Origin of the sequence: Zwartia lucis, assembly GCF_965234455.1 — a bacterium.
Lineage (GTDB): Bacteria > Pseudomonadota > Gammaproteobacteria > Burkholderiales > Burkholderiaceae_B > Zwartia > Zwartia lucis.
The window spans coordinates 528,137-550,815 of record NZ_OZ248473.1 but is presented as its reverse complement, the minus strand read 5'-3'; the positions used below and the strand labels follow the sequence as shown (position 1 = coordinate 550,815).

The 22,679-nt window shown below is 48.8% G+C and carries 21 protein-coding genes; 10 read left to right on the top strand and 11 right to left on the bottom strand.

Annotated features, from left to right (window positions below; genetic code table 11):
• Positions 1-26: 26 nt before the first annotated feature.
• Together AC8GE9_RS09000 and AC8GE9_RS08995 are read right to left on the bottom strand one after the other, a co-directional pair.
• Positions 27-1,112 carry an isocitrate/isopropylmalate dehydrogenase family protein gene (locus AC8GE9_RS09000; RefSeq protein ID WP_506676823.1) on the bottom strand — a complete coding sequence of 362 codons (1,086 nt, stop codon included), beginning with the start codon at positions 1,110-1,112 and terminating at the stop codon, positions 27-29.
• A 7-nt stretch (positions 1,113-1,119) separates the two neighbouring features.
• On the bottom strand, positions 1,120-1,785 hold the full coding sequence (locus AC8GE9_RS08995; protein WP_506676822.1) for a GntR family transcriptional regulator: 666 nt from the start codon (positions 1,783-1,785) through the stop codon (positions 1,120-1,122).
• 248 nt (positions 1,786-2,033) lie between these two features.
• Here AC8GE9_RS08995 and AC8GE9_RS08990 point away from each other — a divergent pair, with 248 nt between their 5' ends.
• Positions 2,034-3,251 (top strand): aminotransferase class V-fold PLP-dependent enzyme, encoded by a 1,218-nt coding sequence (locus AC8GE9_RS08990; RefSeq protein WP_506676821.1) that lies wholly within the window; start codon positions 2,034-2,036, stop codon positions 3,249-3,251.
• Between the two features lie 47 nt (positions 3,252-3,298).
• Here the strand turns inward: AC8GE9_RS08990 and AC8GE9_RS08985 are convergent, their stop codons facing one another.
• Entirely contained in the window at positions 3,299-4,210 is a 912-nt protein-coding gene (locus AC8GE9_RS08985) for a LysR substrate-binding domain-containing protein (protein WP_506676820.1), read from the bottom strand.
• Between the two features lie 100 nt (positions 4,211-4,310).
• Between AC8GE9_RS08985 and AC8GE9_RS08980 the strand changes: the two genes are divergently transcribed.
• Positions 4,311-5,288 (top strand): Bug family tripartite tricarboxylate transporter substrate binding protein, encoded by a 978-nt coding sequence (locus AC8GE9_RS08980; protein WP_506676819.1) that lies wholly within the window; start codon positions 4,311-4,313, stop codon positions 5,286-5,288.
• Positions 5,289-5,360: 72 nt separating this feature from the next.
• On the opposite strand, the gene AC8GE9_RS08975 is transcribed toward AC8GE9_RS08980, so the two are convergent.
• The gene (locus AC8GE9_RS08975) at positions 5,361-6,170 is read right to left on the bottom strand and encodes a hypothetical protein (RefSeq protein WP_506676818.1); all 810 of its coding nucleotides are present in this window, start codon (positions 6,168-6,170) and stop codon (positions 5,361-5,363) included.
• 297 nt (positions 6,171-6,467) lie between these two features.
• Here AC8GE9_RS08975 and AC8GE9_RS08970 point away from each other — a divergent pair, with 297 nt between their 5' ends.
• From AC8GE9_RS08970 to AC8GE9_RS08955, 4 genes are all read left to right on the top strand, one after another.
• A complete protein-coding gene (locus tag AC8GE9_RS08970) occupies positions 6,468-7,640 on the top strand; it encodes a hypothetical protein (RefSeq protein WP_506676817.1) in 1,173 nt (390 codons plus the stop codon).
• 355 nt (positions 7,641-7,995) lie between these two features.
• Positions 7,996-9,888 carry a methyltransferase domain-containing protein gene (locus tag AC8GE9_RS08965; protein WP_506676816.1) on the top strand — a complete coding sequence of 631 codons (1,893 nt, stop codon included), beginning with the start codon at positions 7,996-7,998 and terminating at the stop codon, positions 9,886-9,888.
• A gap of 519 nt (positions 9,889-10,407) precedes the next feature.
• Positions 10,408-10,848 (top strand): sugar dehydrogenase complex small subunit, encoded by a 441-nt coding sequence (locus AC8GE9_RS08960; protein ID WP_506676814.1) that lies wholly within the window; start codon positions 10,408-10,410, stop codon positions 10,846-10,848.
• Between the two features lie 11 nt (positions 10,849-10,859).
• Positions 10,860-12,503 (top strand): GMC family oxidoreductase, encoded by a 1,644-nt coding sequence (locus AC8GE9_RS08955; protein WP_506676813.1) that lies wholly within the window; start codon positions 10,860-10,862, stop codon positions 12,501-12,503.
• A gap of 78 nt (positions 12,504-12,581) precedes the next feature.
• Here AC8GE9_RS08955 and AC8GE9_RS08950 read toward each other — a convergent pair whose 3' ends face one another.
• Complete coding sequence (locus tag AC8GE9_RS08950; protein ID WP_506676812.1) at positions 12,582-13,388, bottom strand: bestrophin-like domain; 807 nt, start codon at positions 13,386-13,388, stop codon at positions 12,582-12,584.
• Positions 13,389-13,557: 169 nt separating this feature from the next.
• Here AC8GE9_RS08950 and AC8GE9_RS08945 point away from each other — a divergent pair, with 169 nt between their 5' ends.
• Positions 13,558-14,148, top strand: coding sequence for a DUF4337 family protein (locus AC8GE9_RS08945; RefSeq protein WP_506676811.1), 591 nt, complete (start codon positions 13,558-13,560; stop codon positions 14,146-14,148).
• 135 nt (positions 14,149-14,283) lie between these two features.
• On the opposite strand, the gene AC8GE9_RS08940 is transcribed toward AC8GE9_RS08945, so the two are convergent.
• Complete coding sequence (locus AC8GE9_RS08940) at positions 14,284-15,789, bottom strand: amidohydrolase family protein (protein ID WP_506676809.1); 1,506 nt, start codon at positions 15,787-15,789, stop codon at positions 14,284-14,286.
• Positions 15,790-16,000: 211 nt separating this feature from the next.
• Between AC8GE9_RS08940 and vapB the strand changes: the two genes are divergently transcribed.
• Both vapB and AC8GE9_RS08930 read left to right on the top strand, forming a co-directional pair.
• A complete protein-coding gene (gene vapB, locus AC8GE9_RS08935) occupies positions 16,001-16,237 on the top strand; it encodes a type II toxin-antitoxin system VapB family antitoxin (protein WP_506676808.1) in 237 nt (78 codons plus the stop codon).
• Positions 16,234-16,647: a type II toxin-antitoxin system VapC family toxin gene (locus tag AC8GE9_RS08930; protein WP_506676807.1), complete on the top strand. Its 414-nt coding sequence runs from the start codon at positions 16,234-16,236 to the stop codon at positions 16,645-16,647. Before vapB ends, AC8GE9_RS08930 begins: the two co-directional genes overlap by 4 nt.
• Here the strand turns inward: AC8GE9_RS08930 and AC8GE9_RS08925 are convergent, their stop codons facing one another.
• The gene (locus AC8GE9_RS08925; RefSeq protein WP_506676806.1) at positions 16,648-16,806 is read right to left on the bottom strand and encodes a hypothetical protein; all 159 of its coding nucleotides are present in this window, start codon (positions 16,804-16,806) and stop codon (positions 16,648-16,650) included.
• A 541-nt stretch (positions 16,807-17,347) separates the two neighbouring features.
• Between AC8GE9_RS08925 and AC8GE9_RS08920 the strand changes: the two genes are divergently transcribed.
• Positions 17,348-18,253 carry an amidohydrolase family protein gene (locus AC8GE9_RS08920; protein ID WP_506676805.1) on the top strand — a complete coding sequence of 302 codons (906 nt, stop codon included), beginning with the start codon at positions 17,348-17,350 and terminating at the stop codon, positions 18,251-18,253.
• Here the strand turns inward: AC8GE9_RS08920 and AC8GE9_RS08915 are convergent.
• The 4 genes from AC8GE9_RS08915 to AC8GE9_RS08900 all read right to left on the bottom strand — a co-directional run bounded on the left by AC8GE9_RS08915 (position 18,232) and on the right by AC8GE9_RS08900 (position 22,672).
• Positions 18,232-19,263 carry an ABC transporter substrate-binding protein gene (locus tag AC8GE9_RS08915; protein ID WP_506676804.1) on the bottom strand — a complete coding sequence of 344 codons (1,032 nt, stop codon included), beginning with the start codon at positions 19,261-19,263 and terminating at the stop codon, positions 18,232-18,234. The genes AC8GE9_RS08920 and AC8GE9_RS08915 overlap by 22 nt on opposite strands.
• Before the next feature lie 9 nt (positions 19,264-19,272).
• Positions 19,273-20,067 carry an ABC transporter permease gene (locus tag AC8GE9_RS08910; RefSeq protein ID WP_506676803.1) on the bottom strand — a complete coding sequence of 265 codons (795 nt, stop codon included), beginning with the start codon at positions 20,065-20,067 and terminating at the stop codon, positions 19,273-19,275.
• Positions 20,064-20,846, bottom strand: coding sequence for an ABC transporter ATP-binding protein (locus AC8GE9_RS08905; protein ID WP_506676802.1), 783 nt, complete (start codon positions 20,844-20,846; stop codon positions 20,064-20,066). Before AC8GE9_RS08905 ends, AC8GE9_RS08910 begins: the two co-directional genes overlap by 4 nt.
• A 113-nt stretch (positions 20,847-20,959) precedes the next feature.
• Positions 20,960-22,672: an amidohydrolase gene (locus tag AC8GE9_RS08900; protein ID WP_506676801.1), complete on the bottom strand. Its 1,713-nt coding sequence runs from the start codon at positions 22,670-22,672 to the stop codon at positions 20,960-20,962.
• Between the last annotated feature and the right edge of the window lie 7 nt (positions 22,673-22,679).

Genomic DNA, 22,679 nt, shown 5'->3' with positions numbered 1-22,679 from the left:
AACATTCTTTGATCTTGCAATTAAAGCTAAAGGCGCTTGATGACAGCGCGCGCAATATCTTGTGTATTACTACGTCCGCCGAAATCGTAAGGGCACACTTCTCCACTTTGGAATGCGCCCTCAAGCGCCTTTTCTATCAAACGAGCACCTTCAAGCAAAATCGGATCTTGGTGTCTAAGCGAAAGCCATTCAAGCATCATTGCCGCAGATAGAAACATCGCGCTCGGGTTGGCAATACCTTGCCCGGCGATGTCTGGCGCTGTCCCATGCGATGGTTGGAATACAGCATAGTGATCGCCGATATCAGCTGAAGGAGCCATCCCCATGCCGCCCACTAGAGCAGCGATCAAATCGGACAAGATGTCACCAAACATATTTTCTGTGACCAGAACATCGTATTGCCAAGGTTTCAAGACTAAATTGAGTGCCATCGCATCAACATAGGCATTTTCAATCGTGATGTCCTTGAAGGCGTCTGCACGCTCTTCAAATACCTGCCGCCAAAAGGCCATCGAGGCAAAGACGTTCGCCTTGTCAACACTGGTGACATGCCCTCTTTTGCCTTGCGCCTTTCTGCTGCGTGCCAGAGCAAGCGCAAAATCACAAATACGCGCAGTTCCGGAATGCGTGATTTTCATTTGATCAAACGCTGCAGCCTGTGCGCCTGATCCCTCGATATAACCGCGACCTCTGGAATAAAACAAACCCTCTGTGTTTTCGCGAATGAGCACCAAGTCAATCTCTGCTGCGCGCGGACTACTCAATGGGACAGGTAGTCCTGGCCAGGTGCGAATCGGGCGCACCCCTGCATACAGATCTAAGGCGAAACGCAAGTCTAGTTGCGGGATGATTTCCGTACCATCCGCCCCTCGCACATGAGCTAAACCCATTGCACCAAACAGGATGGCGTCTGCACGTTTACACGCCTCTAGTGTTTTTTCCGGTAAGGCATCTCCACTATCCAAGTAATGCTGCGCCCCAGCAGGATAAATCACCGTGTTGAAGTTTCTGTCAATGTTGGGACCTAATGCTTTGAGAACATCTAAGGCGACCATAGTGACTTCGACCCCAATGCCGTCTCCTGGTAAAACTGCAATTTCATAACTTTTCACTTGAACCTCACATATGCGGAATATTGAAACGTGCAAAAATTTCTAACAACTCTTTACTTGCGCGTTCGCGATGCGCTCTGTTTTCTTGAACTGCACCAAGGACGTCCCCGGCCAAAATTTTTTCCACAAGCGCGCGATGTTCACGCGTCGAGTTAATCGGCAACGGTCTAGCTTGAAGCGAAAACATACGAGCGCGATGCGCGCGATCCCACACACTCATGACAGCACTTTTAAGTGTCTTGTTACCAGCGAGCTCAATCAGCTCTGCGTGAAATAACTCATCCGCCTGTGCCCACTCATCACGATTATTGGCGGCTAAGGCACGCTCCATTGCATCCGTTGCGTGAATCAACGCCGCGATAGCTTGAAAATTAGGTTTTCTTTTTGTGAGAGTTTCAACCGCCACACCTTCAAGGGCGGTGAGCACCTCATAGATCTCTGCCATTTGTGCTGCTGACACAGGCAGCACATGCATGCCGTGCCGAGGAATCAAGTCAATTAACCCCTCGACCTGCAAACGAACTAAAGCCTCCCGTACAGGGGTTCGGCTCATTCCCAACGCCAAACAAATTTCCTGCTCGAGCGCACGATGGCCTGGCGGCCAATGGTTATCCAAAATTCGACGCCTGATTTGCTCGTAAGCATCATCAACAAGGGTGTTCGAGCGCGACATTAATGTATTCATTAATGTATTTGTAATACAAATTACGTTTTTTTTACCTAGCGGAAACCCTAGGTACCCTCTGAGACGGCACCACCGTTGAAGCGCGCTGTCAACAGGCGGTCGATATGCTGTTTCCTCATACCCAAGCGCCGGGTTTTCAATTGCCGGGTTGCCACATTATCAATATCATCAATTTTTGTTCCCTTCAGCGGATTCCTCTGTCTGACACTTTACCGGTCCCTATATCTAGCCTACATATGAATACGTTGCCCCAAAACGAAAGTGAAAAGATCCGTCAGTTATTCCCAATTATGAAAGAGTGTACTTATCTCGATCTAGGTGGAAGAGCCCCACTTTCTTCTGCAGTCAAAGCGGCGGTGGACTCCTATCTAGATGACTGCGTATTCGGAAGAGTGGATAAGGACGCCTTGTTCAAAGAAACCGAGAAAGTGCGCAGCCAATTCGCAAGCTTAATCAATGCTGCGTCCGACGAAGTTACGTTTACCAAGAATACCTCGGAAGGGCTGAACATCGTCTGCACTGGGATAGACTGGCAAGCTGGCGATAATGTGATCTTCTGCCCAGAACTGGAGCACCCAAACAACATATACCTTTGGTTAAACCTCGAGCAAAAGGGTGTCGAAGTCCGAATGGTCGCAGCAAGGGATGGTGCCATGCCGATCGATGACATGATTAACGCCATGGATGCTAAGACCCGCCTCTTGACCATATCCAGCGTGTCGTTTATTCCCGGGTTTCGCACTGACATAGCGAAACTGGGACGGGCATGTCGCGATCGCAGCGTATTGTTCTTGGTAGACGGGACTCAGTCGGTTGGCGTTCTGCATACAGATGTCGAGCATATGCATATTGACGCACTGGCTGTTTCGACTCAAAAAGGCTTGCTGGGTCTGTATGGAATGGGTTTTTTGTACATACGGAAGGCCATCGCCGAACAGATGAGTCCCACCTATATTGCCCGCTTCGGCATCGAATTGGGGAATGAGGGTGCGCTCGAGTACGATTTCGGTGGCGCTAAATTCAACCTTCGTCCCGGCGCCCGGCGTTTTGACTTGGGCAACTACAATTTTGCGGGCGTTCGAGCTGTTAGAGAATCTCTGGAGTTTATTACTTCCGTGGGTGTTATGCGTATCGAGAGCCATGTGATCGCATTGGCACACCAATTAGCTAACGGATTCATAGGTCTCGGCATTCCCGTTTGCGGAGGCAAACCCGGCGCGCATACAGCGCAAACGGTTGCGGTTGGCCTTTACAGCGCAGACGAAAGCGACGGGAGTACCGCCGAATACCTCGAGCAACTTTACGCGTATCTGCTATCGAACAACGTAAAACTGTCCATGCGCAAAGGGATGCTCAGGTTTTCGATGCATCTGTATAACGACGCTACGGACGTCACCCGAACCCTCGAGCTGACGAGTATGTTCCTGAAACAAAGGATAGGCGTGGCGGCTTAAGCGCTCCGAGAGAAAGCTGCTACTCAACGAGTCTGCGGTGCAGTCTCTCAAAAGTCGCCTTCAAATTTCGAGGCGAGCCACTGCATGAAAAGCTGCACCACAAGGTTTTTTGTCGATCGTTGCAATCCCACCGCATAATAATTTAGTCCGTCAGTGACTTCGCCGGAGAAAGGACGCACCAAAGAACCTCGTTCGAGTGCGTCTGCAACCAACGAGGATCGTGTAACTGTGATGCCAACGCCGCTTTCGAGCGTCGATATCACCGTTGCTGAATCGTTGAAGTCGATACACGCGCGCTGATCTGAACTTAGGGGCGTCTCAGTGTAGTGCTGCTCCCAATAGTCTACGTAATCTCTGTCCCGGTTCCGAAGCAAAATGATGTGGCCAGGTATAGCGCGAGGATTGTCAATGTTTGCGGCGACATTAGGGGCACAGACTGGAATTAACACATCATTGGTGATTTTTAGGGACTGGTAATCATGCCAATCGCCCTTACCTAACCGAATCGAAATGTCGGCCCCCGACGATTCCAGGTCTGCGTAATACCGGTGTACGTCAATGCGTATATCAACTTCTGGATTTGCCAGGGTGAATTCCCCCAAACGCGGAGCCAGAACTCGTTGTGCAAAGCTGCGAGCGACGGACACAACTAGTGTGTGCCGACCGGCAGTAGCCGACAGTTTGCTTACCCCTTGATCCATCAGTAGGAATGCCCGCGATGTGAAGTCGTAAAGCAGCTCTCCTTCTTCGGTGAAGCGCAACCCTCGTGGCCCGCGCTCGAAGAGTTGAACACCGAGGTGGTCTTCCAGAGCCTTGACTTGGCGGCTCAAGGCGCTCTGCGTGAGGCGGAGCTCCTCGGCAGCCCTGACCAAATTCAGATGTCGTCCAGCCGCGTTGAAAAACAGGAGCGACCGCAATGACGGTATGCGCGAAAGAACGTTGGTATTCGATGCAGTCATAGCAAACCGTCCGATTAGTCAATGGTGATACTAAGGAGCAGCCTTTATGCTGAAGAAGCTTAAGAAAAATTCTAAATATGAAAACTTGGAGAATACAAACATGGTAAACCGAAAAGGTAACTTGACACGAATCTTCACGGGTTGTGTGCTTTCTATGGCACTGGCGGCCGCAAGTTATGCCAACACGTTTCCTTCGCGACCGATCAATATGATTGTTCCTTACGCTGCCGGGGGATCATCAGATTTCGTGGCGCGGGTGCTCGCTCAGAAACTTGGTGAATATTTTGGTCAAACGGTCGTGGTGGAGAATCGCGCAGGTGCAGGTGCCACCATCGGCACCGGTCTAGCTGCAAAAAAAGGTCAAGAGGGCTACACGGCGCTTTTGGCGGACAATGCACAGACCACTGCGCCAGCGCTTTATAGAAAACTTCCTTACGACTCGGTGAGGGACTTTTCCGTCGTAGGCTTTGTCAGTCGTGCCGAAGTCATGCTATTTGCCAATAAAAAATTGGGCATCAACAACGTTCAAGACTTGATCACGCTGTCTAAAACAAAACCCGGGACTGTCACGGTAGGCACAGGACTTGGCTCTCCGAGCCATTTGATCACTGAATTTTTTAACTCCAAGGCCGGCGTGAACTTGACAGTCGTTCCCTACAAGGGTGCATCCCTGGCGCTCAACGATTTGCTGGCTGGCCATATCGACTTGGTCTTCACGAATCCCGCTTCGGCTGCGCCGCTACTGAAGGGAGACCAAATTATCACGCTCGCTCAGACTGGAGAGCAACGGGATAAGCGCTTCGCTAATGTGGCCACGTTCCGCGAGAGTGGCGTACAAGGATTCGATGTCAGCTATTGGTTCGCCTTGCTAATTCCTGCAGACACACCTGAACCTGCTAAAGCGAAATGGAAGGAGGCTTTAGCCACTGTCCTGGCAGACAAGGAGGTCCAGAAGAAATTCGCAACGGCCGGTTTAAGCCCCTATGTCTTGGATCCAAATGAAGCGCAGAAGGTGATGCTGGAAGAGGTGCGTCAATGGGGAGAGGTCGTCAAGAGCGCCGGTATAAATACAAATTGATGCGGGGAATGTCCTGACCCTAGGCTACGAATAGGGATCAGGGCTTGACCTAGATGGATACCTTCTCATTCATTACTTGAGAGCAGACTGCGTGAAATAGTCCCTGACATTTAACAGATCCCGATTAAATTCTTGGGACGACATGAATAAGTTAGGATACTCAAGTGAAAGGATGACATAAAAGGTAAAACTTATTAAGAGCGCGTATAGGATAGATAAAATCCAGTTAGTTTCATTTTTGACAGCCATAGTGAAGCCAGTCAAGACGCTACCAATCATCAGCAAAATAAATAAAAAAGTCATGACTAACCTTGGAGGATGTCTTGTGACTTTGATGGTGCCAGTGGTAAAAACAGATGTCAGGTTCGCGAGTTGCGGCTTAAGAATTTGATCAACCAGCAGTTGATTTGTTGTGGTTGTTTTTTGTGCAGCGATCAATGTATCTTCGTTGATTTTTATGATGAAAGAGTTGATTTTGTCAGTGATCGGTTCAACGTCAGCGATCCTGCTTATGTTGATGTAACCGTTAACACGGAGATCCAAAAGCTGTCGCAAGGATTTTTCAAGATGCTCTTGATCTGCCGGCTCCAAATACTTGGCCGAGTTGTAGAGTGCTTTTATGGCACTCGCCTCAGTTCGATTTCCCTCCACTCGCGCGGTGAAACCACTTGTTGCGCTTGCAAAAGTAAAACCCAAAGCTAACGCTGACAGGCCAAAAATAGCTCCGATCAAGCCATCTTGAAGAACGACTGGTTTTGCACGTTTTTTTATATTAAACGTACCTAAGAACCAGCCTGCCGACATAAGCAGGAGAACACTAAACCCAACAAAAAAATATGCGTACTGGACTACCCCAAGGGAGACAAGAGTGTATGATGACATTGATTTTCTGCTTCACGTAAGTGATTCAACGCGAACTTTTCAAAATTCGCAGCCCCTAAAACTAAAAACCATCCGCATCAGTGTACACTCACTAGGAATTTTTCTTAGCAGTGTGCAAAACAGAGTTAGTGCGTGAGGCGAGCCGAGGTTAGCAAAACTATAGCGGCCTAAAAAGGAGATATCTTGAGTCCGACTGAGAGAGGTTTCTTCATGCGCCGCATATCTAGCGGCTTTTTCTTGTTCGCGTTTACTTGGATCTTAGCAGGCTGTGGTCAGCTTACGCCGAGCATTGGTACGATGTCCAAGGCATATCAAACAGTCATCGAACGGACCGAACGAGACTCTACTCTACTGAATATAGTCCGTGCATCCAAATCGTATCCACTCAATTTCGTCACAATCCCCAGTATTACCGGCTCTGGGTCGGCTGTCGAAACCGTAGGTCTGACTGGCAATCTTATCGCGACCACTCCGAGCTCAGCAATCGGTTTCATTTCGCCAGGGATTGGTTCAGGTTACACGCCTGGATTGAGCATCGCTCTGAGCAGCGGTTTTACGTTCACACAATCCTCACTGGATAACGCGGCCTTTGCTAAAGCATTTGGTGCGACCCTTCCATTAGACATGGTCCAGACTGCGCTCGCTCAGGCTCAAGCTGTAGCAGAGGGTAGCGGTCCTGTAGAGTTGGTGCTGTCTTTGTTGATCGATTCAATTGAATTGACCGACTCGGCAGGCCGCACTCGCATTCTCAGGAACAACCCATTATTTAATGGCTACCTTGATTTTCAGAATGAACTACGGCAGATGATCCACTTAGGATTGATGGTAGAGAATTTTTCTCGAGAGGTTCCGTTTGGGGGACCAATGTCTGGTACTCAAATAAATGAAATGATGTTTAAGTTTTTTGATGCTCAAAACAACATGAAACTGTCCGTTCGACGCACCTCAAAGATGGGTCGCGAAGATGATTTTCAAGTTTATCAGGAAGTGCATACTTCTAGATTTTGTTTCAACCGAACTGAGCACGCAGCTCAAGCCACACGTTTTTATGGGGCACAAGCCGTTTGTCACGACCCCATTGATACTAAAGATCTGTCAACTAGAACTAAAAAAACAATGACATCACAACAAGTTGTGATGAAAGTCCGCTCTGTTAGAGAGATATTTATTTTTCTAGGAAATGTGCTGGCGGCGCAACAGCTTGATCCTCCGGTATATTCAAGTGTAACGGGTAGTGATGGTTCTAGAACGAATGATCAAAAAACGACTGGTATTCCCATCTTGGTTGTAAAGAAAAATCAGCGATCGCTTAAGCCATTTGTAGAAACTGAATATGAAGGCGACACTTACACGATTCCGTCTGAAAATGCTGGTTTGAGTACAAAAACCGTATCAATGTTGCAAAACTTCTTGATGGTTACCAAGGTGCCAGGTGCAATTCCGGCAGCGCCCTCTGTCCTGATCAAGTGAGGTCAGTTTTTTTGGTTGATCGTAAGCGTCCGGCTAGTTCCGTCTAGCTCTTCCAAAATATCCAACTTCTTACTCTAGTCGCCGTTTGCGTAGATTGATGTGTCGGGCATTTCGTATCCTCTGTATTGAGACCTTTTGTCCTCTCGGGTGTACTATATGACAACAGAGACAAAGGCAAGACGAATACCTGCTCGCACCAATATGTCGCAGAGGTGAGAAAAACCAACTACTCCTCGCCCGCCAAGAAATCACGCGCCTTAACGTACATAACGTTGCACTCGCGACTTAAGTATCAACTCAAGCCGCTGGATTAAACCTATCTTTACGCTGTCGCGAACACTGGCTCCTGATACCTATGCGCTACCAAACCATTATTGATCCTAGTAACAAAAACAACTCGCACTCCTTGACGATTGATTTCATCGCCGAGGCAACGGGTGGCGAGTCGCTCGACATACTAGATGTCGGCTGCTCCGCGGGTTATCTCGGCGAGTACCTACGCGCCCAGGGTCATCACGTAACCGGTATCGATATCACGCCTGAAGCCATCGAAAAAGCTGCCGAGTTTCTAAACGAAGCTCACTGCATGAAAGTAGAAGACTTTTTTGCAGCACATCCCGAACGCCGCTTTGATGTGGTGATCTTTGGAGATGTACTTGAGCATGTCACAAATGCCGACGAAGTCCTCAAACTCACCGCTCGAATCCTAAAACCCCGCGGCCGCGTCATCGCCTCGATCCCCAACGTCAGCCATCTGGCCGTGCGCGCCATGCTGCTCGAGGGACGCTGGGAGTACGCCAACCTAGGCCTGCTCGATCGTGATCATGTCCGGTTTTTTACCCGCAAGACGATCGAGCAATTGTTTCACGACACAGGTTTTGATGCCGTCGACATGCGCACAACCAACCTGCCTGTTGAAACCGTAGACGAGATGTGCGGCATGAAACTCAACCCCACCTTCGTCGACCTCGCTAAAAAAGCTGCGGGTGACGATGACTCCGCCACCGTCTTTCAGTACGTCACGATGGCGCAGCTCCGGTCCGATGTACCACGCGTCGTGTGCCTAGTGCCAGAAATTGGAAGCAACCTGTTTGGCTTTCGCGTAAAAGACCCTCTAGACAACTGGGCACGACGACATGGCGGTGCTGTGCGCTATCGTGTCTTGGGCGAACATCGACCAGAGGATCTCGTATGGGGCGATGTATTTGTCTTTGAACGTATAGCAGGCACCTACACGCTTCACCTCATCAAACTACTCAAACAATACGGCAAACGCGTTGTGTTTGAGATCGACGACCTGCTGACCGAACTACCGGACTTTCTAGCACATCATCGGGGCAACCCCGCGACTCAACAGTCCCTCAAAAACGCCATCACACAGGCCGATCTCATCACCACCACCACACCCAGACTGGCCGCTCGACTCGCAACCCTAAACCCTCAGGTCATGTGCGTGCCCAACTGCATTAAAGATATGCCCCCCGCACGTGAGGCACACGGAGATGCATGGGCACCTAAAGCCACGCTGATCGTCGCCGCGAGTGACACCGTGTTGGTCGACAAACTTATCGCCCCTCTTAAACATATCCAAGCCAAATACGGAGACCAGATCAAACTCGTCGTCGTGGGCCCTATTGATCGAGCACTCGAGCAAGGCGGCATTCAGTTTGAACGCGCCCCCATTCTGCCCTATCCAAAGTTTGTCGAGCTTTTGCAAACACTCGTCAACCTCATCGGTTTGATCCCACTCGACGACTCAATCTTTAGCTCGTGCAAAAGTCCGATCAAATATTTTGACTATGCATCGGCGTCTATTCCCGCGATTTGCTCAAACGTACCGCCCTATTCGGACTACGTCGTGCATGATCAAACAGGGCTGCTTGTAGAGAACACCACCGAGGCGTGGATCAACGCAATTGAGTCACTCATACAATCCACCGCAAAACGACAAGCACTCGCCCAAGCTGCACGCGAGTATGTCATCTCCTCGTATTTAGCGGACCAGGCAGGCGATGCCTGGCAAACCGTGATACAAAAACTTCATATCGATCACAGCCCAAAGGACGCTACCGCCATGGCGAAGCTCGTAGAGGCGTCCATACTCTCGGTTAAATTCAGCATCATCAAATGGATCGCCAAAAAATTCCTACATCACCATACTTATGTCAAATTGCACACCATACTGCGCGAAGAAGGAATCTCAGGAATTAAAAAACGGATCGCAAAATTGAAAAGAGCATTACCTTAGAGGAATGCACCAGTACCAAGCCACGCGACCTTAGCCAACCCTTGGTGGCTATTCCATTGCGCACGTTAAATGGCGGGCAAGCATCTGCACCCACAGCTCACATCTATAGCCACTCAAATACATATCAATTGGGTGCTATGTGTATATCCACCCATCTATAGCTGTCTCAAAAATAGATACCCGTGCTCGCCAAATTCAGCTAAGGTTCGACCCGACAGAGTGATGGAATTAAAGTACGAGCTCGTCTAGCCCGCTCCAGCGCCATCGTGAAGTAGGTTTTCAAAATGCATTGTTAATCAAAAGGCTTTACATTTAGCTTAACTTAGGAATGTGCATGCGAACCATCTTTCTTAACAAACCCACCTTTAATGATCGCATCACAGCTTGCAACAGCGGTAGACAGCCTCCAATCCAAACGTTAATGCCTATAGCTTTTGGGTGGATTTAGGTTATAAATTCTAGTGTTGTCTAGAGCCTAAAGTTATTGCTAAGTTGCCCTTATCCTTTAGCGTCAAAACGATGAACGATACATTAAAAAGCAATCACTCCATCAGTCGCCGCCAAATCATCTCAGCGGCAATCGCTGCCTCTGTCCTGTCGGTGCCGGCTTGGTCTGTTGCAAGAGGATTTTCAGTCAATGAGATGATCTTGCTATCAGCAAAACTCACCCAAAAGTCACCCAATCTCTTTTTGCCCGTCGATGCCCAAAAGATGCTTGAAACTTACGCACAAAGAGGGTTCATACACCGCTTGCAGGCTTTATTGGCCAACCCCGAGTCTGACCTAGAGCTCGGTAACGAAATTGTAGCTTCGTGGTATAGCGGGATTGCGCAAACCTTGCAGGGCCCTCAGCTCATCACTTACAACAATGCTCTGATGTGGCGTGCAGCTCCCTTTTTACATACGTCAGCTAACTGTGGCGGTCCCACCAACTACTGGGCATTGCCACCCCCAACTTAAGGACATTGACTTTGGAAAACACTGTCACGACAGATGTTGTCATCATCGGCTCTGGCGTGTCGGGGGCGCTATTGGCTCACCGCCTGGCTAAGCAAGGCATTAAAGTCTTGATCCTCGAGGCGGGCAAGACCGTTGAGCGAGCCCAAGCCGTCAATACGTTCGAAAATGCTCTTATCAAGGTTCCAGAATCTGCCTACACCCAAACCCCGCAGGCGATGTTCCCACGCACTGACGAACCTCATCAGTGGTACGTACAAGCGGGTCCTGATATTTTTAAAAGTACTTATCTGAAAGTGCTGGGTGGAACCACCTGGCATTGGCTAGGAACGGCAATACGTCTCATCCCCAGCGACTTCAATACTCAAACACTGTTCGGCCAAGGGATTGATTGGCCAATCAATTACAGTGACCTAGAGCCTTATTACACCGAAGCCGAAAATGAGCTTGGGGTCTCAGGTGATGCAAAGCAAGATCAAGGGTCTCCTCGTCAGAGCGCCTATCCCTTGCCCGCGATCGGACAATCCTACTGCGATCAAACATACATCAAAGCATTAGCCCAAACACCCTACGAGGTGACCCCCACTCCACAGGCACGCAACTCGGTTGCACATGACAACCGTCCCGCCTGCTGTGGCAGTAGTAGTTGCATTCCTGTCTGCCCGATTCAAGCGAAATACGATGCCACGGTTCATATTAAAAAAGCCCTCGCTGCCGGTGCCACGTTGATAACTGAATCAACGGCTGTTCAATTGCTTGTAGGCAAAGACCAACAAATCGAAGCCGTCAAATTCAAGCGTTGGGATCAGTCAGAGGGCTTCATCAAGGCTAAACAGTTTATCTTGGCATGCCATGCGATTGAAACTCCACGACTGTTGATGGCTTCGAAATCAAGCACGTACCCCAAGGGACTGGCCAATCGCTCTGATCAGGTTGGTCGCAATCTCATGGATCACCCCGTGCAACTCTCCTGGGCTCTATCGCGAGCGCCTGTCTACCCATACAGAGGGCCTCAGGCAACCTCTGGCATCGAAAATATGCGCGACGGCGCGTTCCGAAAAAATCGAGCAGCATTTCGGATCGAAATCGGTAATGATGGATGGGGATGGCCCACTGGGGCGCCAACATCGACTGCCCAACAGTTTGCCCGAGCCGGTTTGCGTGGCGAGGTTTTAGATCAGGCCATCTCCAATCAGACCTCGCGCCACATTCGTCTAGCCTCGCTCATGGAGCAATTACCTGACCCCGAAAATCGAGTCACGCTCGATCCGAAAGAGTTAGATATTTACGGAGTACCGAGACCAAAATTACATTATCGTGTAGATGACTACGTGCAAAAAGGCTTGAACGCCGCACAAACGGCTCACACGGAGATTTTTGGTCACATACGGGCCACTGAGATTCAGCACAAGCAAGAATACGAAGGTGCGGGTCATATCATCGGAACGACTCGCATGGGCCACGATGCAAAATCCTCTGTGGTTGATGCCAACCTTGTCAGTCATGATCACAAAAATTTGATGATTGTTGGATCGAGCGTTTTTCCGACGGGCGGAAATGCCAATCCAACCTTAACCATCGCAGCATTGAGCCTGAGGGCCTCTGATTTTTTGATCAGACAACTGCGTCTTGAGACTGCTGTGAAAAGAGTGCAGTGATCTTTAGAAAAAAATATTTCAGATCATCAATATCGACTCAATCAGTCCTCTAGAAAATCAGATTATTCTTAATTAGTTTCAATTTAACTTCATGATTTTGAGGCGATCAGAGGCCTCTTGCAAGGGCGCATTACTGATCGCGTCCAAGCCAGAAAAAGGATTTTGAGAAGCGTAAGCCAGATACAGCGCAAATAGACTGACCACAAAAAAGGAAAAAATACACAGAAATTGAGACGCTGGCTTTTTAAGCATCGCCATAGATAATATGACAGTCGAAGCGACTAGCGTGAGGATGGCAAGAATGAGCCCGCGAGAACCAATTCTGTATTCACTTATTTCAATTCTGACGAGCCGATACTCCCGAACTCGCGCGACAAGATTGCCGAGTTGCGAAGCTGTGAGTGGTTGAAGCTTAGTAAAATTGAATGGGTCGTAAACGATGTCTGACATCAGAGTGAGTGGTGTGAGGGCGCTTCGAGTACCCTGACGAATGGAGAGCGCATCGCCTTGGTGCATCGCTGGCCACTCTTTTTGCAAAACGTCTGAAACGTAAGCACGTGTTGCGTCCATGAGAGGTGCTCCGACTTCTGGTTCGATATTGAGTGATATACGTCCAAGTGTACGGAGCGCGTCCGCCTCTTGCATTAATGAGGTCTTTGCACGGATATGGACATTTGAGATGTCACTGAAGACAAAAGCGATGCCCAATGAGAGCAAAACTATGGCTCCAGCGTTCAATCCCGAAATATTAATACCATCGAATTTATGAACCAACTCGGCGTGTCTTTTGGGGGAAAAGCACCAACGCATGATGAGATAGGCGATGCCAGCGCTTATAAGCACGATGAGTAAAAAGAATAGAGCCATTAAAATAATTGTTTGCATGATCCCGATTCGTTTTATATATCAATGTTATTCATTCAAACCAATCGGATGTGCAGGTTCCGATACATAGCTAATATTACAATACGATTGGACCGTATCTCAGCTTAAAATGCCGGAAAAATTTGAAATAAGTCTCATCACATCAATCATTGAATATTCATAGGATTTTATGGAAGCCGAAAAAACGTCTGAAGACATCATAAAGGCTGGTGGTGGCGAGAAAAGCCCGCATGCGATCAAAGCCTTAATCATTTCTCTTTTTGCCTTAGTGCTATCGCTTGCCGGCTTAGGTGGAGGCGAAGAACTTAAAATCATCTCCTCTAGCAATATGATCGATTCTAATTATCAAACCATTGCAGAATTTCGATTATTAAGGCAGTCCATATTACAGGACAGTATTGAGCAAATGGAGATGGGATTATGGAAAAACTCTTCTCTAACATCGGTTGAAAAAAATAATGTTGAAAAAATTATTGAAAGCAAAAAGAAAGATATTCGACTGCTTGAATCTAATGCGGATAAACAGGATGGGAAAAAAGAGCTTGAATTAAAACTGTCAAAAATTCGACATGAAAAAAAACTAGCTCAATCCAAAAACAATTCCTTTGAATATGGTGAGGCCCTACTTCAGATCGCGATAATTTTGGTGTCCACGTCGATCATTTCATCGATCGTAGGCTTGATGCTTGGGGGGGTTCTCATCGGAGCTTTTGGAATCCTCGCAGTTCTAAATGGTTTCTTTTTATTTTTTATCCTTTAATTTTCCCTCAAGCATCAAGGGATTAAAGTCAGATCAAATCGAAAGGGAAACGTTAGCGCGGCTACAACTAGGGAGAGCCAGAAGCACAAAGACCCGCGCTGATCGGGGCAAAAGAAGCCCAGAGTGATCAAGCCGTCAGGCGACACCGCGGTTCACATACCCGTAAGCCATGTTGGTGCGCCCGTCACCGTGCCGGTCATAAATTGCTTTACCACTGGCGATCTTATCGACGCTGACAGCGGCACGCTGGGCAGGCGTAAAGTTGTACAACCGGGCGTTATTCTCGCCAAAAATGGCTCGCTTGATCGGGCCATCTGCTAGGCCTAAGGGCTTCAAGCCATAACGCTTTTGTAGGTCCTCGGGGATTTCGAGGCGACGCAGCGCTTCGATTTGCCATTGCGGTGCGCCTGTCCAGATGGCATCAGTGCCCCAACAGACGTGGTCTGCGCCCAAGCCTGCGACCAACTGGCCCATCATCACGGCTGAGACGCGTGGATCGGCAATCGTACTTTGTGCAAAAAGCTGTCCGACATCGGCATACACATTATTGACGCCATATTTTCCGGGAATATCCGCCAAATCACTCACCCAGTCGATCCGGCCTGTTTTTTCAAATTGTTCCCACGCACCTTTGGCACCTCCACCACCGCTATAGCGGTAGCCACCGTGATAGATGATGAAGTTCAGTTGTGGCCAATCTTTGGCTGCTTTTGCCACATCATCGACCCTGGCGTATTTCAGTAAGTTTGGGAAATTCTTTTCGACCGAAGGTGGAAATAAACCTTTGTGAATGCAGACGTTTTTAAGCCCGGCTTTGACAAATCTTTCGTAGGCGGGATACACAAGTTTTTCGTCATCTAGGAGCCAAGGGTGCACAGACAACTGCTTGTTGGTGTTATCGCCAATCGTGTAGCCTTTAAACGAATCGGGCTTTAGCACCTCAATCGCACGATCAATTTCGTCCAGCCAGCCAGCGTAGCCTGGTGTAAAGATGGCGTGCGCAAACGCTCGCTTTGAGCCCGCAATTGAATTGATAGTGGCACGTGCCTGGTTTTTCATATCGTTGGTTAAAAACCAGTCTGACACTTTTTCTGAGGGTGCACCGCTAATGCAAGCAACTTTGGTATCACTATCTAAAAATATTTCTTTTAAATAGTTGGCAAACTTAAGGTCTTCAAGCGTTTGGGGTTTGCCCACCAAGCCCGGATTCCAGCCTGCCTTACCCACCGCCTCGCGGCTGCGCACAAAACCTGCAAGGCTCGTGTCATCACGCAAAAAGTGCGTGTGCATATCCATAATGAACTGCCCAGACAACGACTGCGCTCGTTCGTTGGCCATTTCGGGCGTTGCGGCCTCGGCCCGCGATACGCCAAACACTGGGCCATACGTTTCATTCATCGCCAAAAACGCGGCGGCCATCCCAGAGGCTGATTTAAAAAACTTGCGACGTGTCAGACCATGTTTTTTTGCAAGCTCGTCCCCCAACGCCTTTACACGCGCTTCGTATTCTTTTTGCTTAGGCGTTTGCACACCCGGCAGAAACTCATCACTTGAGACACACTGAACTGGTATTGGCGCAGGAAAAATCGATGACTCGGCAGGGATGAGAGCAGCAAGTTCGTCGGGGCTGAGAAGGCTCATGATGGGGTCAACTCATGGAGGGTTGGCGAGATGGGAACAAGCGTTACTTTTACACAAATCACTCAAAAAATATAGGGCTAGACAATCAACCATTCATTCACCCCAACCGCGGCTGCATAGAATAATAACTATTTTGTCTCACGTACATCCACGTCTATACATTGAGTTTATTTTACGTTAAGATGTACACGTACATCCAACGAGACTCGCTATGGCTAACACCAAACTATTCAAGAACGGCAATTCACAAGCCGTTCGCATTCCTGCAGAACTGGCCTACAGTTCTTGGGACGTAGAGCTTGTAATCGAGCGACTGGGTGACGAGTTACGCATTCGCCCGGCCCAACGGCGCATGGGCGATGTGTTGGGAAAACTTGCGAAGTTTTCACCTGACTTCATGGCTCACGGGCGCGGCGAGAACATTGAAGGCGAGCGTGAGGCGTTATGAGCCCAAAGTACATGCTCGACACCAACATCTGCATCTACCTCATGAAGCATCAGCCACCCGAGGTCAGGGAGCGCTTTGCTGCCTGCTTCGTCGGTGACGTTGTCATATCCGCTGTAACCTTGGCAGAGCTTGAGTTCGGCATTGCTTGCACAAGTGCCGCAGCGCAAGTAGCCAATCGCTCGGCGCTCGACAGTTTGCTCGAAGACATTTTGGTGGCGCCCTTTGAAGCTCAGGCGGCCAAAGCCTACGGACCGATTCGTGCCGCGTACAAAGATCGCAACCGTGATGCGCTCGATAAGCTCATCGCCTCACATGCCGTTGCTCTTGACGTGACGCTAGTCACCAACAACGAAGCAGACTTTGTGAACTACGCTGGTCTGGTTGTAGAAAACTGGGTTAACAACCGCTGACTAGGGATGTAGGGTTTCAAGTCTTTTTCTGGCGGTCAGTCCGTGCTTTGCCCGGATCAGAGCGATACGGTCTCGTCCAAGCGCTATGCCATCACGCTTCAAAAGAGTAACGCCATATTTACGGTTACTTGTACCACCTGAATGCGATAGAAGATCCATCGCATCGCACCTATCCCCAGAAATTAAAGGACACGATCGGTCCACGCAATATGGTGCATAGCTGGGCAACCAATAAGTCCATCAAGTCACAAATAGAAAAAGCTAGGGCTGGGCATAATAAGTAACAATTTCATGTTAGGCAGATAAGTTGTTTGTTTAATATCCAATGACCTTTTCACGCCACCGGACAGGTCGTTGATGCATTTTGCTACTTTCCCCTCAATCGAGGTCGAACGTGATTTTTTTGAGGATGAATTAGCTTTGTAAAAAAAACGCCTCGAATGAACTGACTGTTGGCGCCGATTCAATATTGACCATTGGGGAGTAGACGTATACCCTAGTTGGTTGCGCACCAAAATAAGTGCATAAATCTGATAACGTTTAGTTTGGCTGAGATGTTTATAGCTCATAAGGTGACTTTGACTTGGCGGTCGGGAAATCTGAGATGCTAGAACACTCTCAGCCAACCCGCCTAATTAATCAAAGTTGCGCTTCGTACTTGAAACCGCCATTTTAGTTAAATATAAAAATGCTAAACAAATTGAAATCGAACCAAGATAAAGCGCCAGCATGCCAAGCACCAGATCCGCTTCTAAAAAAACCGGCTCTACGTGTTGGTCGGGGCGCAACCGATTGTCATGCGCATATCTGTGGGCCAGACGCGATCTATCCTTTTTCACCCCAGAGAATATACACGCCACCAGATGCGCTACTCCCTCAATATCAAAGCCTTTTAAAGACCTTAGGCATTGATCGGGCTGTGCTGGTTCAGCCGAGTATTTATGGGGACGATAATCGTGCTTTGCTCAATGCGCTAGTTTCAGATCCCAGCCATCTCCGAGGGGTGGCGGTCGTGAATGCAAATATCACAGATGACTACCTTGAGCAACTACATCTGGCGGGCGTTCGGGGAGTCAGGTGCAACATCGTAGATTTGGCAGATGCTAAAGGCATTTTACCGATTGATGATTTACGTTACCTTGCCGATAAAATCGCACCTTTTGGTTGGCATATGGAATTCCTCATGCATGCGAATGAATTTCCTGAGCTCAACCAAATGTTGAAAGATTTTCCAGTGCCGATTGTATTGGGCCATCTGGGCTACATTAAAACGCAGCACGGGGTTCTTGATCGTGGCTTTCAAAATCTTTTGGCTTTAATGCGTGAGGGACGTGCATGGGTAAAACTAACCGGCCCGTATCGCATCTCATCTTTTGATCAACCACCTTATCCTGATACAAAAGTATTTGCCCAAGCGTTAGTCCAAGCAAATCCCAATCAATTGTTATGGGGCAGCGATTGGCCGCATGTGATGGTAAAAGGTTCGATGCCAAATGATGCTGATTTATTAGATTTGCTGCTTGATTGGGTGCCTGATGCACTATTGAGAGACAAAATTCTTTGCGAAAATCCAACTCGGCTTTATCAATTTTTTGACATAGCTTGAACATTGGTCAGTATTTTCTTTAGTTCAACGCCCACTTGTTTATTTACAAATTGGGTTGTTGCAACTTTAGACAAATCAACATCCTTGGCTTGATACAGACCGGCCTTGACCATTTGCGCGTAAAAGTCAGCTATCTGCGCAGGCTTCATTGCGCCTATTCCGTCAGCGCTCGCGTCCCCAGAGTCCACAATTCCCTGCTGCTTCATTAACGCCACCGACGCTTCAATTTCAGCGACTGTGATTTCAGGGTTGTCTTTCAGCATGCGAGTATTGGCTGCTGTGCGATCACCATACATAAAATTGACCCAACCAATGATGGAGGCGTCGACAAAACGTTGGACGAGATCAGGATTGTTCTTAACGGTTTCAGTCCTGGCTTCAATCAAGGTGCTGTAAGTTGAAAAGCCATGATCAGCTAAAAGATGAACAACGGGTTTGAATTTCCCCTGCTGCTCGATATAGATAGGCTCCGCCACCGAATACCCCTGTTGGATTGATTTGGGCTGTGAAAGGAAGGGGCCGAGGTTATAGTTGTAGGGTCTAAGTGCTTCATCTTTAAAGCCATGCGCAACCTTGAGCCATTGCCACCAAGAGAACTGTCCATCCTTGGCGATCAGTGCAATCGGTGCATTTTTAAGTGCGGAAAAATTTTCATAACCCTGATTGGGATGCGCCATCAGCGCTTGCGGATCTTTTTGAAACATCGCAGCCACGACTGTCACCGGGATACCATTTTTTACATTATCAAAACTATGCAGAAGATTGCCGGTCATTAAAAAATCAACCCGCCGCGCGGGCAATAGTGGCCTGTTGTTGACTTGAGGGCCACCTTGACGGATCGTCACCTCAAGACCGTATTTGTTGTATGTACCATCCGCGACCGCTTGATAAAAGCCTCCGTGAGCCGCTTGCGCTTTCCAGTTTGTCGCAAACGTGACAGCTTGTTGAGCGTGAGAAATTGCCGATAGCGTGACCATCAGCATCAAAGATTGAATGAATCGCCAGACCATGCTGCTCTCCTAAAGGGTACGACTGGTGTCGTTCAATTGCTCAGCATCATGCCAATGCGCAAGCAATACGCGTGAAAGTGCAGTAAACAACATAAAGATCAACACACCCGTTAATACCAACAATGCCAGTGCGGCGAACATTTTGGGTGTTTCGGTTCTGAAACTGGCTTCCAGAATGCGCGAAGCCAGTCCTGTCTCTCTGCCGGCGGCACCCGCCACCATTTCTGCGGTGACTGCGCCAATCAAGCTGAGTCCGCCAGAAATCTTCAGCCCGGCCAGAAAATACGGCAAGGCTGAGGGTGCACGTAGTAACCTTAGGCGCTGCCAAGGGCTTGCCCGATAAAGCCTAAAAAGATCCATGAGGTTGCGATCCGTCATCCGCAGTCCAGTCACTGTGTTTGAAAGAATTGGGAAAAAGGCGACAATCCATGCACATAATAAAAGCGCGGCGGTGGTGCTGTCGACATAAATGAGGATCAGGGGAGCGACCGCCACAATCGGTGTCACTTGCAACACAACCGCAATGGGAAAAAAAGCACGCTCTAAAGCGGGAGAAAGGGAAAAAACGGAAGCAATCAAGATTCCGCCGCTACAGGCCAGCAGCAACGCACCGAAGGTGATTTGGAGGGTAAACCACCAGCTCGCTGCGAGCGAAGGCCAATTCGCAATGAGACTGTGTAAGATCACAGACGGAGCTGGCAAGGTGTAAGGAGGAATATCCGCCCAGCGCACACCGAACTCCCAAAGCATCGCAAAGATGACGAGTGTGGCGATTGGAAGCATGACATCCGTCAGCTGCTTCATCGCGCTGAGGTCTCCATTAGCATTGCACGCTCGAGTGCAACAGAGAGTTCTCGACAATAATTCAAAAAAGTCATAGAAGTTCTGAAAGCAGGTTCTCTAGGATAGGGCTCATCAATTCTTAATGCATGCATAATTTTCCCTGGGCGTGCCTGCATGACAAGGACACGTTGACTCAAAAATACGGCTTCGGCGATATTGTGTGTCACAAAGAGCGTTGCAACAGCGCGTTCTTGTTGCCAACGTAGCAGATCATCGTTGAGCTTTTGTCGGGTAAAGTCGTCGAGCGCGGCAAAAGGCTCGTCCATGAGCAAAATTTTAGGATCATTGATGAGCGCGCGCGCAATAGAGGCACGCATCCTCATCCCGCCCGAGAGCTGTGAGGGGAATGAATATGCAAAATCCTCTAGCCCTACACTTTTTAGCGCGGCAAACACGCGTGACTTGACCGCTCGCTGCGCAAATCCCTGCAAACGTAACGGCAGATAAACATTGTCAAAGATACTCGCCCAAGGCATCAAGGTGGCTTCTTGAAATACAAAGGCTGTTGAGTCTTTATCGGTCGTGAGAGCGGGGGCGTGCACGCTGCCAACCGAAGGGCTGTCAAGACCCGCGACCATGCGCAAGACTGTACTTTTTCCGCAGCCAGAAGGTCCCAGTAAGGTGACAAATTCACCTGCCTCGATAGACAGTGAGATCTCCCGTAGAGCAAGCGTTCCGGATTTAAAACGTTTTGACGCTTCTCTTAGCTCAACGAGGGGCTTGGCTGTCGCATGATGCATTTTGGTCTCGGAATACTCTCAATACGATACGTTGAGCTTAACAGTATCCTCAGCGTTTTTCTTTTGCTAAAGGATCAAAAGGATCAAAAGAATCAAAGATCCCCGTCGCTGCATCACCATGCCTGACGCTGTCCACCGACCCATGTCTCTAACACCTTGATGTCAGCGATTTGAGCAGGGGCAGTCGTGCGTGGATTTTTTTCAAGCACCACAAAGTCTGCTAACTTTCCAGCTTCCAGACTACCCACTTCGTGATCCGACATCATCTGATAGGCTGCATCAATCGTCACTGCGCGGATTGCATCATCGACAGAGACTCTCTGCTGAGGACCCAGCACTCGTTCAAGGGGACTTTGCCACACGCGTGTGACACCCTGTGTGATGTATTTAAGTGGACCATAGGGAGAAACAGGAGAGTCACTATGATACGCAAACCGAATACCCTCTTTCTTCATCGAGGCGGACGCATCGATTCGATTCGCACGTGTAGGTCCAACGATTTGGTTATGAAACGGTTCGCCCCAGTAATGAACATGACCGATCGTAAATCCTGGAACAACGCCCAGTTTTTTGGTTTGGATGAGTTGTTCAGGCTTAGTAATTGTGAAGTGCTCGATACGCAGTCTACGTTTCTCGGGTTGCGCGACACCGGCGAGCAGCGTGCTGTAATTTTCCAACGCTTGATCGATCGCGCGATCACCATTGGCATGGATTGAAATCTGCCAGCCTTGATCAAAAAAAGGCCGTATATCATTTAAGAATGTCTCAGTTTGATAGTTGAGACTCCCTTTGTTTTCGGTACCAGAGGGGTATGTGTACGGTTCGTTCAACGCTGCGGTTAAGCCCTGAGTTGATCCATCGGCCAAAAATTTCACACCCACAAAGCGCAAGCGATCATCCCCCTGATTGGGCTTAATCGCATTAAACCCCTTGGGAATAGCGCTGCCATATAAATAAGCACGCACTCTGACAGGCAAACCGCCATTGGCCATCAGGTACTGATATAAGCCCAATTCATGATCCAGACCAAGGTTCGCGCCAACAGTGATTTCAGCCGAAGTTGTGATGCCCTTCGTCGCAAGCCTCTTGGTCGTCTTGCGCATCGCCTCAATCAACTCAGCTTGCGTAGGCACGGGCATCTTGGCTTGGAAAGGCAGATAACTCGGCGGCTCAATCAACTTGCCGGTCAGATTACCTTTAGCATCCTTGACGTAAATACCGCCACCGGGGGGATTAGGCGTTTTGTTGGTCACACCAGCGACTTCGAAAGCCTTGGTGTTGACATAGGCAATATGGCCGGATTGATTGACGATAAAAATTGGAACATCGGTCGAGACTTTATCAAGCACCTCTGTTGTCAGCTCCGCCATAAAAGGCGAAGTCCGCGAGGGATCCACACCGAACCCCGCCAACCATCCCCCAGGTGGCACATTTTTAAGCGCTGCACGCAGCTTAGTGCTGATCGTATCCAAGGTATCGTAGGGCAAGGTAAAGTTAGACAAGTCTAACCACAGACCCTCGACCATTGAAGTTAAAACGATATGAACATGCGGTTCTACAAACCCTGGCATCAGCGTGCGACCATTCAAGTCGATCACGTTCGTCTTTGAACTAGACCAGTTTTTCTTGATCTCCGTTTGCTGACCGAGCGCGACGATTTTGCCATCTTTGACGGCGAGCGCCTCCACCTCTTCATTGTTGGCATTGACTGTCACGATCGGCCCACCCAGAAAAATTGTATCTGCTGCCGCATAGACCAGAGCACTCTGAGTCAATAAAAAAGCTGAACAAAATGTGCTTAATACAACTGAAGTTCGCGCTCGCATTATTCTG

Excerpts from the sequence above, each read along its gene's own strand:
- AC8GE9_RS08990 (WP_506676821.1), top strand. The coding sequence starts at position 2,034 with ATGAATACGTTGCCCCAAAACGAAAGTGAAAAGATCCGTCAGTTATTC.
- AC8GE9_RS08915 (WP_506676804.1), bottom strand. The coding sequence starts at position 19,263 with ATGGTCTGGCGATTCATTCAATCTTTGATGCTGATGGTCACGCTATCG.
- AC8GE9_RS08905 (WP_506676802.1), bottom strand. The coding sequence starts at position 20,846 with ATGCATCATGCGACAGCCAAGCCCCTCGTTGAGCTAAGAGAAGCGTCA.
- AC8GE9_RS08940 (WP_506676809.1), bottom strand. The coding sequence starts at position 15,789 with ATGAGCCTTCTCAGCCCCGACGAACTTGCTGCTCTCATCCCTGCCGAG.
- AC8GE9_RS08945 (WP_506676811.1), top strand. The coding sequence starts at position 13,558 with ATGGAAGCCGAAAAAACGTCTGAAGACATCATAAAGGCTGGTGGTGGC.
- AC8GE9_RS08960 (WP_506676814.1), top strand. The coding sequence starts at position 10,408 with ATGAACGATACATTAAAAAGCAATCACTCCATCAGTCGCCGCCAAATC.
- AC8GE9_RS08900 (WP_506676801.1), bottom strand. The coding sequence starts at position 22,672 with ATGCGAGCGCGAACTTCAGTTGTATTAAGCACATTTTGTTCAGCTTTT.
- vapB (WP_506676808.1), top strand. The coding sequence starts at position 16,001 with ATGGCTAACACCAAACTATTCAAGAACGGCAATTCACAAGCCGTTCGC.
- AC8GE9_RS08975 (WP_506676818.1), bottom strand. The coding sequence starts at position 6,170 with ATGTCATCATACACTCTTGTCTCCCTTGGGGTAGTCCAGTACGCATAT.
- AC8GE9_RS08965 (WP_506676816.1), top strand. The coding sequence starts at position 7,996 with ATGCGCTACCAAACCATTATTGATCCTAGTAACAAAAACAACTCGCAC.
- AC8GE9_RS08930 (WP_506676807.1), top strand. The coding sequence starts at position 16,234 with ATGAGCCCAAAGTACATGCTCGACACCAACATCTGCATCTACCTCATG.
- AC8GE9_RS08980 (WP_506676819.1), top strand. The coding sequence starts at position 4,311 with ATGGTAAACCGAAAAGGTAACTTGACACGAATCTTCACGGGTTGTGTG.
- AC8GE9_RS08950 (WP_506676812.1), bottom strand. The coding sequence starts at position 13,388 with ATGCAAACAATTATTTTAATGGCTCTATTCTTTTTACTCATCGTGCTT.
- AC8GE9_RS08995 (WP_506676822.1), bottom strand. The coding sequence starts at position 1,785 with ATGTCGCGCTCGAACACCCTTGTTGATGATGCTTACGAGCAAATCAGG.
- AC8GE9_RS08970 (WP_506676817.1), top strand. The coding sequence starts at position 6,468 with ATGTCCAAGGCATATCAAACAGTCATCGAACGGACCGAACGAGACTCT.
- AC8GE9_RS08910 (WP_506676803.1), bottom strand. The coding sequence starts at position 20,067 with ATGAAGCAGCTGACGGATGTCATGCTTCCAATCGCCACACTCGTCATC.
- AC8GE9_RS08925 (WP_506676806.1), bottom strand. The coding sequence starts at position 16,806 with ATGGATCTTCTATCGCATTCAGGTGGTACAAGTAACCGTAAATATGGC.
- AC8GE9_RS08985 (WP_506676820.1), bottom strand. The coding sequence starts at position 4,210 with ATGACTGCATCGAATACCAACGTTCTTTCGCGCATACCGTCATTGCGG.